The 15,087-nt window shown below is 45.2% G+C and carries 15 protein-coding genes; 12 read left to right on the top strand and 3 right to left on the bottom strand.

What is annotated here, in order from left to right; translation table 11 throughout:
* Positions 1 to 109: 109 nt before the first annotated feature.
* Positions 110 to 1,099: a quinone oxidoreductase family protein gene (locus MHH49_RS25875; RefSeq protein WP_341138806.1), complete on the top strand. Its 990-nt coding sequence runs from the start codon at positions 110 to 112 to the stop codon at positions 1,097 to 1,099.
* Between the two features lie 23 nt (positions 1,100 to 1,122).
* On the opposite strand, the gene MHH49_RS25870 is transcribed toward MHH49_RS25875, so the two are convergent.
* Entirely contained in the window at positions 1,123 to 1,692 is a 570-nt protein-coding gene (locus tag MHH49_RS25870; RefSeq protein ID WP_341138634.1) for a hypothetical protein, read from the bottom strand.
* 276 nt (positions 1,693 to 1,968) lie between these two features.
* On the opposite strand from MHH49_RS25870, the gene MHH49_RS25865 reads away from it, so the two are divergent.
* Positions 1,969 to 2,472, top strand: a complete 504-nt coding sequence (locus tag MHH49_RS25865) for a DUF1572 family protein (RefSeq protein WP_036677310.1) — start codon at positions 1,969 to 1,971, stop codon at positions 2,470 to 2,472.
* A 70-nt stretch (positions 2,473 to 2,542) separates the two neighbouring features.
* Here the strand turns inward: MHH49_RS25865 and MHH49_RS25860 are convergent, their stop codons facing one another.
* Positions 2,543 to 3,412, bottom strand: coding sequence for a helix-turn-helix domain-containing protein (locus MHH49_RS25860; protein WP_036677307.1), 870 nt, complete (start codon positions 3,410 to 3,412; stop codon positions 2,543 to 2,545).
* A gap of 123 nt (positions 3,413 to 3,535) precedes the next feature.
* Between MHH49_RS25860 and MHH49_RS25855 the strand changes: the two genes are divergently transcribed.
* The 8 genes from MHH49_RS25855 (at position 3,536) to MHH49_RS25820 (ending at position 12,619) form a co-directional block, all read left to right on the top strand.
* Positions 3,536 to 4,594 (top strand): Gfo/Idh/MocA family protein, encoded by a 1,059-nt coding sequence (locus tag MHH49_RS25855; RefSeq protein WP_036677306.1) that lies wholly within the window; start codon positions 3,536 to 3,538, stop codon positions 4,592 to 4,594.
* Positions 4,591 to 5,448, top strand: coding sequence for a sugar phosphate isomerase/epimerase family protein (locus MHH49_RS25850; protein ID WP_036677303.1), 858 nt, complete (start codon positions 4,591 to 4,593; stop codon positions 5,446 to 5,448). The genes MHH49_RS25855 and MHH49_RS25850 overlap by 4 nt, the downstream gene beginning before the upstream one ends.
* Before the next feature lie 25 nt (positions 5,449 to 5,473).
* Positions 5,474 to 6,367 carry a sugar phosphate isomerase/epimerase family protein gene (locus MHH49_RS25845; protein ID WP_036677301.1) on the top strand — a complete coding sequence of 298 codons (894 nt, stop codon included), beginning with the start codon at positions 5,474 to 5,476 and terminating at the stop codon, positions 6,365 to 6,367.
* Positions 6,368 to 6,511: 144 nt separating this feature from the next.
* Complete coding sequence (locus MHH49_RS25840; RefSeq protein WP_076144100.1) at positions 6,512 to 7,645, top strand: amidohydrolase/deacetylase family metallohydrolase; 1,134 nt, start codon at positions 6,512 to 6,514, stop codon at positions 7,643 to 7,645.
* A 13-nt stretch (positions 7,646 to 7,658) separates the two neighbouring features.
* Complete coding sequence (locus MHH49_RS25835; protein ID WP_445667574.1) at positions 7,659 to 8,711, top strand: DgaE family pyridoxal phosphate-dependent ammonia lyase; 1,053 nt, start codon at positions 7,659 to 7,661, stop codon at positions 8,709 to 8,711.
* Complete coding sequence (gene dagF / locus MHH49_RS25830; protein ID WP_038571118.1) at positions 8,704 to 9,459, top strand: 2-dehydro-3-deoxy-phosphogluconate aldolase; 756 nt, start codon at positions 8,704 to 8,706, stop codon at positions 9,457 to 9,459. Before MHH49_RS25835 ends, dagF begins: the two co-directional genes overlap by 8 nt.
* Positions 9,452 to 10,468 carry a sugar kinase gene (locus MHH49_RS25825; RefSeq protein ID WP_341138632.1) on the top strand — a complete coding sequence of 339 codons (1,017 nt, stop codon included), beginning with the start codon at positions 9,452 to 9,454 and terminating at the stop codon, positions 10,466 to 10,468. Before dagF ends, MHH49_RS25825 begins: the two co-directional genes overlap by 8 nt.
* 213 nt (positions 10,469 to 10,681) lie before the next feature.
* Positions 10,682 to 12,619 (top strand): hypothetical protein, encoded by a 1,938-nt coding sequence (locus MHH49_RS25820; RefSeq protein WP_341138631.1) that lies wholly within the window; start codon positions 10,682 to 10,684, stop codon positions 12,617 to 12,619.
* Positions 12,620 to 12,724: 105 nt separating this feature from the next.
* Here MHH49_RS25820 and MHH49_RS25815 read toward each other — a convergent pair whose 3' ends face one another.
* On the bottom strand, positions 12,725 to 13,264 hold the full coding sequence (locus MHH49_RS25815; protein WP_036677290.1) for a GNAT family N-acetyltransferase: 540 nt from the start codon (positions 13,262 to 13,264) through the stop codon (positions 12,725 to 12,727).
* A gap of 294 nt (positions 13,265 to 13,558) precedes the next feature.
* On the opposite strand from MHH49_RS25815, the gene MHH49_RS25810 reads away from it, so the two are divergent.
* Both MHH49_RS25810 and MHH49_RS25805 read left to right on the top strand, forming a co-directional pair.
* Complete coding sequence (locus tag MHH49_RS25810; RefSeq protein ID WP_036677289.1) at positions 13,559 to 14,452, top strand: LysR family transcriptional regulator; 894 nt, start codon at positions 13,559 to 13,561, stop codon at positions 14,450 to 14,452.
* Positions 14,453 to 14,571: 119 nt separating this feature from the next.
* Positions 14,572 to 15,087, top strand: coding sequence for a GNAT family N-acetyltransferase (locus tag MHH49_RS25805; protein WP_036677287.1), 516 nt, complete (start codon positions 14,572 to 14,574; stop codon positions 15,085 to 15,087).

Genomic DNA, 15,087 nt, shown 5'->3' with positions numbered 1-15,087 from the left:
GATGATTTATGATAGTCACCTTCAGTTTTGATCATTTTACTGGATTACACCCACTATGTAAAATTTATTATAGATTCTTTAATAACAACTTGAGGAAGGGGCTTGGATGATGAAAGCCATTGTACATGCTGGAGAAGGTGGCCTGAAGGGCTTGAACTATAAAGAGATTATGGATAAAAGACCGGGGATTGGAGAAGTGAAGGTTAGGTTAAAGGCTGCAGGGCTGAACCACAGGGACTTGTTTATCATGGATGACAGAACAAAACAGGATGCTCCTTTGATTATCGGCTCTGATGGCGCGGGGAGAATTGAAGCAATAGGTGAAGGTGTACTTGATCATAATGTTGGTGAAGATGTCATCATTAATCCGTGCATCGGATGGGAATATGCCGACAATGTTCCTAACGTTCCAGCCATTGTAGGGGGACCTTCAGAGGGTACATTCGCTGAGTCAATCATCATTCCAGCGCAAAATGCCGTCAGCAAGCCAGCTTACCTGTCATGGGAAGAAGCCGGCGTGCTGCCCTTATCAGCCTTAACAGCCTATCGGGCGCTGTTTACTAGAGGCCGCTTAAAGAAAGGTGAACACGTTCTTATACCTGGCATTGGTGGTGGGGTTGCGACATATGCCATGATGATGGCTTCAGCGGTGGGTGCACGTATCAGTGTCACTTCACGCAGTGAATCGAAAAGACAAGCTGCACTCGCTCATGGAGCTGATCATGCGTTTGACAGTCATAGCAATTGGAAGGAAAGCATGAATGGAGACACCGTTCATCTCATCCTCGACAGCATTGGGCCTGCGACGTTCCCACATTACTTTGATATTATTAAACCCAATGGACGTATTGTTACGTTTGGTGCAAGCTCAGGAGATCGAATGGAAATCCCGACGCGAGCCATATTTTTCCCGCAAATTAGTATCATAGGTAGCTCAATGGGAAGTAGTGAAGAGTTTGCGGATATGCTTCAGTTTATGGAACACCATTCGATTCGACCTATCATTGATCGAGTGTATCCTTTACAAGACACAGTTCAGGCATTTCACCGAATGCAGCAGGGAGAACAATTTGGTAATATCGCGATAAGAATAGAATGAGCTGAGTCCCTTATAACTGGAAGTCAAATGCCAAAAATATCGATTTCGGAGACAGGAAACCACTTCTTCGAAGCCACATCTTTAAAAAACACTTGAATAGTGTAGGTGCCCTTTGTATTAAAGGAATATGTATACTCGTTGGTTTTGAACCAAAAGTTTTCTTCGCTGTTCTTAATTTGTTGAGCATCAATGGTTTCTGTTTTGTCCGCAGGATCGGTGATCACAACCTTAATATCTGAAATTTCTGTTTTTAAATGATCCACCTGTAATAGAGTAGAAAATGCAAAACGTGACGGGCTTTTTACTTTACCAAAAATCTCTCCATTATTATCGAGCATAACCATGTTTATATTAGGCTTGTAGATTCGAACCGTTTTACCTGATTCATCCAAGGCGAATAGTGCAAATAAATCTTTAGACAACTGTTCAGTCGTCAAGGAAACCGAACCTTCGGACAATATTGCGGGCTGTTTTTGAAGCACATTATTCAAATATAATGATACTTCAGATGAGCCAGCTGCAGCATAAATCACGGTTCCCGGTAAAATCATGATGCAAAATCCTAAAAGAATCAGCTTCCTTAATTTTCTCAATGATTTTCCCTCCTATAGAGCTTTATGTTAATTATACCCATAAGATGGAAGATAGTTTCTTTTACACAATTAATAAAATAAAAGAAGGTCAGTAGAGGGAACTACCCTTACCTGACCTTCTTGGTGTTAAATGAAAGAGTTATTTTTTCTCAGGAGCCAGGATAAGAATGTAACAAAACATTGTGGCATAAAAATAGCATTGGGACTAGATTTCATTTGACAGAGGAGATGTGTTTGGTAAAATTATACATAGGTTTTATTAATAGGAGGTTAGCAATGGATATCGCCATTGAGTTAATTGAAAGTATGTTAGTCAAATTTAGATCGGAAAAGAAATGGACGCTCCAAGCAATCGAGCAATGTACCCAAGAGGATATTACATGGTCCCCAACCGTGGAAAGTAACAGTATTGCAAATTTGGTTGCTCATATTAGCGGGGCAGTACATTCACGAATTGAAACTATCCTTTTAGATATTCCGGATACTAGAGATAGGGAGAGGGAGTTTGAAAGAGGCCTAGAAATGACAAAAGAACAAGCCATAACCATGACCAGGGATGCTTTTGATATTATCATCCAATATCTTGAACGGCTCCAATCTAACCCGGAGTTATTGATGTCACAACCCTTTCTTAATTTACCACCACTTACATATAGCCAAGTAAATAACGAGACTACTGCTCTTAATCTCATGATAGCGATGGTGAGAGAAGTCCATTATCATACAGGCCAAATCATTTATGCAGCAAAAATAAGAAAGGGACAGCTTGTATGGCAATGATAGTTTAACTAGAGGAACGATACATACAATAACAAAGGACTGCCGAGAGGCAGTCCTTTGTTCACTCTAACTAGAATCCCCTTACACTGCTAGGTGTTACTTTTTTATGCTTTTTGAAGGTTCGGCTGAAATAGTAGATATCGCTGAAGCCAGTAGTGGTAGCGATTTCAGAAATCGTTAGCTGGGTATGGCGGAGCAAATAATCTGCACGGTCTAAACGGACAGCATTTACATATTCCGATATCGTATGCCCAGTGAGTTCCTTAAAGAGACGACTGAAATGGAAGCGGCTTAACCCCGTTAGCGCCGCAAGTTCGTCAACTTGAATCGGCTCCTGGTAATGGGTATCGATATAACGCAAAACAGGTGCGAAGCGTTCAACGGTCTGAATACGTCTTTCTTGCTCCGCTTGTGAGAGTACGGTGACGATATGTCTGCGCAACAACAGTGTTAGCAGGCGGTATAACTCGGATTTGACAGCCAGCTCGTAACCAAATTCGCGACGTTCCAGTTCCCGGATAATCGCCAACGCACAGTCTGTAATATGCTGATCCCCCCGGATATGGTTACGTAACAGCAGCTGGTTCCGCTGAATCGGGGCGATGAACTTGGTTTCGGCAGCATCGCTTACCGCACTATGCAGCAAAGAAGTATCTGCAATAATCGCATAATACAATAAATCAGAAGAAGCGCTTACCCCATAATGCAGCTCGTTGCTGTTCACAGCAACTAAATCGCCAGCCCGAACGTTGATCGGTGTTCGTCCGCACTCAAAAACAGCCTCACCACTTTCAATAAATATAAACTCAAGATGCTCATGCCAATGATGTGGGAACAACATAACTCCTTCTTGGTTGAAGCGCTGGGTATGTACTTTAATCGGAAACTCGGGATCCGGCATGTCCATGGGTTCCTGTAGATGTTTATCATAGTCCAACATTTATAGACTGCACCTCCTATAGCACAATTGTACAAATGAAACCGCAAGGCTCTGCATGGTATTTAGGGTTGAAATCATTATAATACGAATCATAACCTATGCAAAATAAAGGAGCGAGTGTTAATGGATAAGATCAAAATTGGCGTAATAGGTACGGGCTCTATCTCCGGCATGCACTTAAGTGCTTATCGGAATAATCCGCAGACAACCATATATGCGGTATGTGATCTGAATGAAGAACGTGCACGCGAAGTAGCTACAGAATATAACGTCGAGAAGGTATACACGGATTACCGTGAATTACTGGCCAATTCCGAAATAGATGCAGTCAGCATCTGCACATGGAACAACTCCCATGCCGAGATCAGCATCGCGGCGCTTGAGGCAGGCAAGCATGTGCTTGTGGAAAAGCCGCTTTGCCGTACGGTTGAAGAAGCGCTTCAGGTACAGCAAGCAGTGGAAAAGAGCGGCAAGATTTTGCAAGTAGGCTTTGTACGACGTTATGACTCCAATGCCCAGCTCCTTCAGACATTGGTGGAACAAGGAGAATTCGGCGAAATCTACTATGCAAAGGCAACGACGTTCCGTAGACTAGGCAATCCCGGCGGCTGGTTCAGTGATATTGAACGCTCAGGCGGCGGACCGCTGATCGATATTGGCGTCCATGTGATCGATCTTTGCTGGTATTTGATGGGCCGTCCGAATCCAGTATCGGTAAGTGCCAATACCTACCGGAAGCTCGGCAATCGTTCTAATATTAAGAATCTCTCTTTCTATAAAGCCGCGGATTACGACGCAGCGAACAATACGGTGGAAGATTTAGCAAATGCACTAATTCGCTTTGAGAATGGAGCTTCGCTGATGGTCGATGTCAGCTTTACACTGCATGCCAAAGAAGACGAGCGCTCAGTACGCCTGTACGGGGACAAGGGTGGTTTTGAAATCGATCCTGAGATAGTCATCGTTAAAGAACAGGCGGATACGATCGTCAATACCTATCCGCAGACTGATAATAAAGGATTTGAGTTCAACAGTGCATTCCAGAATGAAATTAATCATTTTGCGAGCAACATCAGTACCGGCTCTACACCGATTAGTCCTGTGCAAGACGGCGTTACAATCATGAAGGTACTCGGCGCGATCTATGAATCCGCAGCCAAAGGTGAAGAGGTGAAACTATGAAGTTAGGAATCAGCACTTACAGTCTGCATTCAGCTTTTTCGACGGGTGAGCTCACGCTTGAAGGAGTCATTGAGACGATCGCCGATCTGGGCGCAGAACATGCGGAGATTGTACCCTTGGGTATCAATTTGGTTGAAAATCCTGAGCTAATTGATCAGATTGTACGAACAGCAGCGGGTCGTGGACTAGAGTTATCCAATTATGCTATCGGGGCGAACTTTGCCGGGCTGGAGACAGCGGAAATGCAGCGGGAAGTCGAGCGGGTAAAGCGGGAAGTAGACGTGTGCGCGGCATTAGGCATTCAGCGGATGCGGCATGATGTAGCCTCCTCAAACGATCTAACCATCACGCATTTTTTGGAAGAGCTTCCACGTTTGGCTGAAGCCTGCCGAGAAATTGCCGATTATGCTTCAGGTTTGGGCATTACGACCAGTGTGGAGAATCATGGATACTTTATTCAGCACAGCGATCGTGTACAGGCGCTGGTTCATGCCGTAGGAAGAGACAACTTCCGTACAACACTCGACATTGGGAATTTCCTGTGCGCAGATGAGAACCCGCTAATAGCTGTACCTAACAACATCAAGCTTGCTTCGATGGTGCATTTCAAAGATTTCTATATTCGTCCGCAAGACCGCCAGCCTGGCGAAGGTTGGTTCCAATCCTCCGGTGGGAACTGGTTGAGAGGTGCCATCGTTGGTCAAGGAGACATCGACATGCCGAGTGTAATTCGAATCGTTAAAGAAAGCGGTTACGACGGATATATCTCTGTAGAATTTGAGGGAATGGAAGAGTGCCGTAAGGGAACAAGACTGGGGCTGGAATACATCAAGCGGGTTTGGAACCAAATCTAATTCATTATACTGGAGGATTATTGCCATGGTTAAACCAATTATCACTAATAAAATCGGTGTTATCGTAGACAGCTTTCAGGTTGGAGTGAAAGAGGGATTGCGTAAGGCAAAAGAAGCTGGGGCAGATGGAGTTCAGATTTATGCGGTGCAAGGCGAATTTGATCCCGCTACCCTCTCTCAGTCAGCACGCCGTGAATGGAAGGATTACATTGCTTCGCTGGGTTTAGAAATCTCTGCCCTCGTTGGAGATTTAGGCGGACATGGCTTTCAGGATCCTGCCCAGAACCGTGCCAAAATTGAAAAGTCCAAGCGCATTATGGAGCTGGCCAAGGAGCTAGGTACAGATATCGTAACTACACATATCGGTATTGTTCCCTCTAACCCAGCCAGTAAAATTTATGAAACCATGCACATTGCCTGTGAGGAACTTAGCAGATATGCACATGAGATGAATTCTTATTTTGCGATTGAGACTGGGCCAGAACCCGCTGCACGTCTGAAGACTTTCCTCGACGGTCTGGGTTCCAGAGGGGTTTCCGTTAATTTTGATCCGGCCAATATGGTCATGGTGACTGGTGATGATCCGGTGCAAGGTGTTCATACTCTAAAAGATTACATTGTACACACCCATGCTAAAGATGGTCTCAAGCTTGCCGATATCGATCCGCGCGATGTTTACGGTCAATATGGTTATGAAGCACCAGCATTAGACCATGAGAAGATCGCTGAAATGGCCGAGACCGGCTCGGCATTCCGTGAAGTTCCGCTCGGAGCGGGTTCTGTTGATTGGAACAACTATCTGCAAGCGCTGAACGACATCGGTTATACAGGATTCCTGACCATAGAACGGGAGGTTGGCACTAATCCGGAGGAAGATATCCGCCAGGCTGTGAATTTTTTGAAGGGTTTTCGGGTCTGAACACGGTAGTAATAAAGATTAAATAGTTCATCCAAACAGTCCCTGTGAAAAAAGATCTTACATCCATTGGGACTGTTTGTGTTATAGAGTCTGCGGGAAAGACCTAGGACGGTAATGTTCTGAATTTGGAAAGAAGGTGTGACGATGACAGCAGAACGTTTGCTCCTCCGCCGGGCGAAAGTCCTGAATGGAACGGAAATGGACATTGTCATAGCTGATGGCAACATAGTCCAGATAGTTCCCGGTGGCACCGCCGAAGACCATGGTTTCAAGGTCGTGGAAGCCAATGGGGCATATGTCTCTAGCGGCTGGATCGACTTGCATGTACATGCGTTTGCAGAACTGAATCCGTATGGAGACGAGATTGATGAGATTGGAATCAGATGCGGCGTGACTACGCTCGTGGACGCAGGTAGCTGCGGAGCGGAGCGGATGGGTGAGCTGGCGGAGGCGGGGAAAAAGTCAGCAACGCAACTGCTAGCTTTTCTTAACATTTCAAAGATTGGCCTAATGCGAATTGACGAGTTGTCCCAACTAGAGTGGATTGATCATGAAAAGGTGCTTCAGGCGGTAGTTGCTTATCCAGAATTTATCGTAGGCTTGAAGGCCAGAATCAGCAAAAGCGTAGTGGGTGACAATGGCATTCAACCCCTTCATCATGCGCTGGAGCTCTCGGAGAAGACCGGGCTGCCGCTGATGGTACATATTGGCTCCGCTCCGCCGGATATCCGTGAGGTTCTACCGCTACTTCAACGCAACGACGTGATAACCCATTATCTAAATGGTAAAAGCAACAATTTATTCGATAAGGAGAATCGTCCGCTCCAGGTATTGAGAGATGCTATTGAGCGAGGAGTTCACTTGGATGTGGGACACGGTACGGCTAGCTTCTCGTTCGCTGTGGCCGAGGCGGCCAAACAAAACGGTATTGATCCGGATACGATCAGCACAGACATATACAGAGGCAACCGTATGAATGGTCCCGTCTACTCCATGGCGAATCTGTTAAACAAGTTTCTCGCACTGGGATATTCCCTTGAAGAAACAATTGCGAGAGTGACGAGCAGAGCAGCTCAGTGGCTGGGACGCCCGGAACTTGGGGAGATTCGGATCAATAACAAGGCGAATCTGACCCTTTTTCGTGTGACGGATGAGAAGATTGAGCTGGTAGATTCTGAGGGGGAACGCCGGGTAGCGCAGCAAACCATTCAAGCAATAGGGGTGATCATAGGTGACAAATACATGGAATGCGAAATACGGCCTGAAAAGAGTTATTAATGCAAGCGGCCGGATGAGCATCCTCGGGGTATCGGCACCGACCGATACGGTGATGGAAGCTATGCGTCAAGGCGGACAGAGTTATGTGGAAATCGCCGATTTGGTGGATAAAGCGGGAGATTATGTTGCACGTCATACAGGTTCTGAAGCAGCGGTGATCGTGAACTCGGCTTCCAGTGGAATTGCTTTATCCGTGGCGGCGCTGGTAACCCACGGTAATATTCGTACAAGTCTACGGCTCCATCAGGATAGCATTTTTAGAAATGAAATTGTAATGCTAAAAGGTCATAACGTACAATACGGTGCACCAGTAGAAACCATGGTTTATCTCGGTGGCGGTAAGGTGGTGGAAGCAGGTTATGCCAATGAAGGACGGGCGGAGCATTTGGCCGCTGCGATCTCGGATCAGACTGCAGCTATTTTGTACGTCAAATCTCATCATGCCGTTCAGAAGAATATGATCTCTGTAGAGGAAGCTTGGGCTGTGGCCCAAACTCATAACGTACCGCTTATTGTAGATGCTGCAGCGGAAGAGGATCTGCAGAAATACGTGCAAATATCCGATCTGGTTATTTATAGTGGCTCCAAAGCTATAGAAGGTCCAACATCCGGACTTGTGGCGGGAAAACGTCTTTATATTGAATGGCTGAAAGTGCAGCTTCACGGCATTGGCCGCAGCATGAAGGTTGGTAAGGAAACATCCTTCGGCCTGATGCAGGCGTTGGATGAATATGCTCACAAGCAGGATACAAGCGAAAAGGAAAAAGCTACGCTCCAATTGCTGATGCCGCTCGACGGGCTTCCCGGAATTCGGGTAGCTATCGTGCAGGATGAAGCAGGCCGGGCAATTTATCGTGGACGCATCCATGTGGACCCGAATCAGTGCGGAATAACAGCACTTGAGCTATCCCAGCAGCTTCAACAAGGTGAAGTGGCTATATACACTAGAGACTATGGGGTAAGGCAAGGTTATTTTGATATTGATCCGCGTCCGCTAATGGGTGATGACATAGAAATGATTACTGCGAGGATAAGGGAATTGACAGGAGGGGCAAGCAATGTCTGAAATTAACAAGCGGTTCTATAAAGGTCGGGTGGCCTTAAACGTATTGGCTAAGGATATAGAAAATGCCAAAGAAGTGTTTACTGCCGCCGAAGGTTATGTACTGGTCGGTGTATTGTCCAAAGACTATGCAACGGTAGAGGAAGCCGTGCAGGCGATGGAGGCATATGGGCGGGAAATTGACGGTGCGGTATCGATAGGACTAGGCGCGGGTGATAATCGGCAAGCTGCTGTTGTTGCAGAGATTGTCAAATCCTATGCTGGCAGCCATATTAATCAGGTGTTCCCGGCAGTTGGTGCGACCCGTGCCAACCTTGGAGCGAAAGATAGTTGGATTAACAGCATGATCGCACCAACGGGACAACCTGGTTTTGTGAATATCTCCACCGGCCCGGCCAGTGCGGCACAATCTGTACCAGCTGTAATTCCCGTAAATGCGGCGATTGCATTGGTTCGGGATATGGGCGGAAATGCTTTAAAGTATTTTCCGATGCAGGGGCTGAGCCGTAAAGCGGAGCTAATCGCTGTGGCCAAAGCCTGTGCGGAAGAGGGTTTTGCGCTGGAGCCGACCGGCGGTATCGATCTGGACAACTTTGAAGAGATCTTGTCCATTATATTGGAAGCAGGAGTGCCGCAGGTGATTCCCCATGTCTATACATCGATCATCGATCCGCAGAGCGGAAGAACGAGAGTGGCGGACATACAACAGCTGTATCGGACGATGAAAAAGCTGGCGGATCAATATGCCTAAACATATCGCCGCTTTTGGTGAAATAATGATGCGGCTACAGGTACCAGGCTTTGAACTTTTATCTCAGGGTAACCTGCTGAAGTATTCCTTTTCCGGCACCGGCGTCAATGTACTGTCTGCATTGTCCCGATACGGACATCAAGGAAGCTTGGTGTCGAGGCTGCCTGCGAATCCTATTGGTGACGCAGCAACAGCCTATCTTCGGCGACTGGGTATCCAGCCGGAGCATATCCAGCGCGGGGGCTCAAGTATAGGGATGTACTTTCTTGAAAACGGATTCGGGGCTCGCCCCTCCCGAGTGACTTATTCCGGTCGCCCGGAGAGCAGCTTCAATACTGCTCCTCCGGGTACTTATCCATTCGCAGAGCTGGCAGACCTCGCGGATGCTGTTCATTTCTGCGGGATAACACTGGCAATGAACGATGATGTGCGAAAAGCGATGAAAACTTATGCGGAAACGGTTAAGCAACACGGTGGCCTAGTCGTTTTTGACTGCAATTACCGCCCATCGCTTTGGGGAGAGAGAGGCTATGAGCTGGCGCGTTCCCATTACGAAGACATGCTGCATTTGGCCGACATCGTGCTGATGAATGAAAAAGACGCAATGCTAATCCTTGGTATGAAGCCCGAGGGAACTTCAAGGGAAGAACAACTTCAGGAGCTAATTCCCGCAGTAGCTTCACGCTACAGTCTATGTACGATAGCAGGAACGCATCGGTCCATCCATGAAGATAACCGCCATTCGTTGCGCGGTTATATCTTCAAATCCGGTCGCTTCGCATATTCCGAGACCTTAAGCTTTCCGGTGCTTGATAGAGTCGGGGCTGGAGATGCATATGCCAGTGGTATAATTCACGGAGAGCTGGAAGGTTTTGATCCTCAGCATACTGTAGCCTTTGCGGCCACGGCCGGTATGCTAGCCCACACAGTAGAAGGAGATTCTCCGCTGGCCACCGAGCAAGAAGTTATTGGTGTGCTGACAGGTGCTGTAAGAGATATATTGAGATAAAGAAGAAGCTGCCTTACAGGAGAACAGGCCTGTGCGGTGGCTTTTTTTATCGCTACAGACACTGTAACTTTGCTCAGATCAAGAATCTGATCCAATGGCTACAGGCTAGATTTGGCTTATTTAGGTCTTTTTAAATAGGTGTAAAATCTCATTTTTTGCAACTTTATCCTCTAACCGGCGTCAAAGAAGAGAGAATAAGAAGGGGGAGCCTATATGAAAAAGTTAAATCTACTAGCCCTTTTAGCAGTTATTTCAATAATCTTTGTTGGATGTGTCAATACAGGGGATAAAGATAAAGCGAATCAAACGCTAATCGATCTGAGTTCTGTGGACTCCATTACAATCCATAATGATAGCGGCGGATTAATAACCATAACGGACCAAAAGCTAATAGAACGTTTCAATAAAGCTATACATACTGCTGAGTATGACAACGCGAAGCTTGATATTGCAGCACCTGAATATGAGGCTACTGTTGAATTGAAGAATAAAGTAAACGAAAAGTTCTCATTCTGGATTATGGGCAAGAATAATGGTCTTTTCACCAAATCAGGACAAAATGGGCATTACAAGTTATCTGAAACGGATAAGGCTGCTTTGCTTAACTTATTTGAATCAAATGATCAGCATGTAGAATCCGATAATCTAAAGATCGATGAGACCATCAAGCGAATCACATTAGCAAACTCTCTAGCACATGGTTCAGTGAATGCTAACATAAAGGATGAATACACAGATCATGAAACCATAGATACTTTCGTCCGAGCCATCCGTACCGCTGAACAAATACCAGGGAATTTAAATACCGCAACGCCTAACTACGATATCGTTCTAATTTCAGATAATAATAAATATGCCTTTCATTTATGGATTAACGAGACAAGCGAGCAAGGCATGTTAATGAATGTGAACGAAACGGATACAGGCTACACAATTACTAAGGAATCAACTGCTGAGTTAAAAAAGATTCTGTTCTCGGAAGCAAAATTTAATGGTTTGGAGTTTAATACAGAACGGAACTCTATTGGAGATCTGGTGGCCAAACCGATGGGCCTATCCGAAAATAACTATCTATTAAATGGTGGAGCAGTAGTTGAACTGCAAGGGATCCCTTATCATACCATTCATCTTTTCTATGGCGACCACAATGCTGTCAACGCTTTGTTAGCCCATGATCCTGCTACGGATGAGGTGAAGGTGAAATGGAGCGACGAACTCAACGATTCCAATAATCGATGGAATAACGCTTTTATGAGCAACTATAATATGCTAATCCCACTGGATGAGGATCATCTATTATTTCTGGAATCGGATGTGACGAAAAAAGCCGGGCAATATCATTTGTCCTCATATAATGTTGTTACAGGAAAGATTGAACGACTTCGGGAAAACTTCTGGCCGCTTTCTGATGATTATGATTACATTTATAAATTTCAATGGAAAGCTGATGAGCAAAAATTGTTTATGCAGAGTTATCTCGGCAATGTATGGATCTTTGATCTGAAAACAGGAAAGGACGATGTCCATCTTCTGAAATATCGCGTAATCCCACATTCGACGACCGGGGCGCCATCCCTGTTCCTCTCACCAACTTTTAAGAGATTTGTACATGATGATGAGAGCGGCGAATTAACCTTTTACGATAATAAAGGAGTTTCGCTACGTACTGTACCGTTACCACAAGAGCAATATGTACCTTCTGAGAAAATAAAGTGGAACCCGGCGGGCACGATTGCCTGGATGGATACAGCAGAAATCAACGAAAACCGAATTCTTGACATCGATATCGATTATCTGAAAATAGCTGTACAAAAAATTAATTTTTATAATCAGGATGGTCTTTCCATCGGATCCATTAAGACTGAAGGCAATCATGAAGATACGGCTATTGAAGTTGTGGGGTGGATGGACGCTAATGTAGCCGTGATAAAATCATATACTGTAGAACTTATGCACAAGGATAATATAGGGCTTAATGTTAAGGGTGTTTCTTATTATCTCTATGATGTAAAAAAGAAGCAGAAGGGGGCAAGCTTTTCGTCCATCCCTTCCAGTGCTACCATTACTACAGATCTTCGAATGGGCGATATCGATAATACGGGGGAAATCACCGTGAGTTTTAAAGAAATCACCTATAAAAAAGAAAAATAAATAAGCCTCGGGAAGTTCACCGTAACGATCACACAAGATCATTGGGGAAGCTTTCCGAGGCTTCTTTTTATATTTAAAAGACAAATATTTAAGAATTCTCGAATTCTATATTTGTCCCGCTGTAGAACGGACGGAGGACAGCAGGTCTAGCCGGAAGCCTTGTACTAGAGTGTCACCGTTCATAAGATCGGTCTCATACGCACGATTAAAGCCTAAGCGCTGGTACAGTTTGATGGCTGAAGACATCATTTCCGAGGTGTGTAGGTTCAAGGTGGTGGCACCCAACTGTAGTGATCTCCGTGCAGCATCGCGAATCAGAAGAGTTGCAACGCCAAGACCACGAGCGGATGGAGATACGGCTAGCAGACGTAGGATAGGGGAGTGAATCCCGAGCTCCGGTTTCCCGTAAGCCGTTTCCGAGGAACTGAACAAGAGTGCGCTACCAACGATTTTCTTGTCGATTTCAGCGATGATCCGAACGAGCGGGGTATCACCATGAACGGAATCAAGAAGCGATTTCCGATACTCCAGCCACAACGGCTCAGGCATGATCTCCGAATATTGGTGGTATGCATCTAACAGCAAATCGGCGATAGCATTACGATCTTTATTCTCAGCTTCACGGATAATGATCTTTTGTGACATGTTTTCGCTATCCCCTTTCAAACAAATGTAATGTTCATTCGAATGAAATTATTATACATGATAAATCCTAGTGGAATAAGATGAGTTTCATAATTCTGATTTAGGAATAGAAAAGTTCTATATGAAATAAACATGACTTTCAGTTCAAAATCCGATTGATTTACACGGAATTAATTGTTGACAAAAAATAGGGTGATGACTAATATATAAACAAAATCTATAGGGTAGCATCGCTTTAATTCATTGTTATTACATCGGAATAGTAAAATTAATAAAAGCATAGGGGGATTAGGGATGAACATTGAAAATATTGAGGCTTTTGTCTACATCAACCATTATGGAAGCTTCAATAAAGCTGCCGAAGTTCTATATATCTCCCAGCCGACAGTAACGGCCCGGATTCAATCGCTAGAAAGGGAACTGGATTGCAAAGTGTTTGATCGGTTGGGCAAGCAGATTAACCTAACGGATAAAGGTAAACAGTTTCTTCCCTATGCCCAGCAGATTCTCCAGATCTATCAGAACGGTAAATATCAGGTTCAGGCTAAGGGACACATTCCAAATGAACTGAGAATCGGCAGTACGGTCTCGGTTTCCAATTATTTAATGCCCCATCTGATGCTCCATTTAAAGCGCAGATATCCTCATATCACAATCAAGCTGATGACAGCTTCTACGGAAGTATTGACTGAAAAGTTGAAATCGAAGGAGCTTGATTTGGCTTTTATCCGTAAGATCGTAAATCCGGCAATTCAAACCTTTCCTTTCTGCGAGGACCCCATCTCACTGTATGTACATGAGGGACATCGCTTTGCTAAAGCACAGCGGGCTTCACTGGAGGATATCCGCCAGGAGACGTTGGTTTTTTTTGAATGTGGCTCTTTAGATTGGATGCGGCTGCATCGTGTATTTGAGAGCATGGAACAGCCACCGAAGATTGAATATCAGGTAGATAACCTGGAGACAGCCAAAAAGCTGGTATTGAAAAAAGCAGGCATCTGTTTCCTTCCCGCCCTCAGTGTGCAAGAGGAAGTGGCGACGGGGTCGCTGATCCGGGTGGATATTGCGGAGACGGAAGGCATCTCCTTACGAACCAGCTTGATTTCGCTAAATGGAGAGAACGCTGAATTCATCGAAACCCTGCTTGAACTGGGGATTGGTACAGTCGGAGATCGACTAATTGTATAGATGTATTAAAAAACTCTATTAGCGCATGGACACATGCAGTGATAAAGTTAATTGCATATAATCACAACTAATTCGATAGGGATTATAAAATTAATTTTCGAAAGGCTGGAGGGCATGTGATGAGTGAGGTATACAGGCTGGCAGAACTGAAGGATGCGGAGCAATTGCTGGATGTTACATATCGTGCCTATCAGCTGATTCGTGAACTTGGGCTGCATTGGCCGGCGGCCACAGCCGACTTGGCGCTTATTGAAGACAATATAGCTACGAATGAGTGTTATGTGCTTGAAGTTGACGGAACGATAGTTGCGACCATAACCCTTTCAAAGGAAGAAGAGATTAAGAAGATTAGCCCACTGCCTTTTATCAAATGGTTTGCTGCTCATCCAGATTACAGTAACAGAGGTTATGGTGGAAAACTTTTGGATTGGGTGGAAGAGAACATTATTGCTGGACAGTTAGGTTCGGCTGCGGTCACGCTGGCAACGGCGAAGAAACATCCGTGGTTGGTTCAAATGTATGAACGCCGGGGGTACGAACGGTTTCTAGAACTGGATCAGCAGAATGGTGACGGCATTATGTATCTGCTGAAAAAAACACTTACAGACAAACCACAGTTCATTCAAAGGGGATAA

This window comes from Paenibacillus sp. FSL F4-0122, assembly GCF_038002845.1.
Classification (GTDB): domain Bacteria; phylum Bacillota; class Bacilli; order Paenibacillales; family Paenibacillaceae; genus Paenibacillus_AQ; species Paenibacillus_AQ odorifer.
The sequence above is the reverse complement of the archived record's forward strand: the minus strand, read 5'-3'. Positions and strand labels throughout refer to the sequence as shown.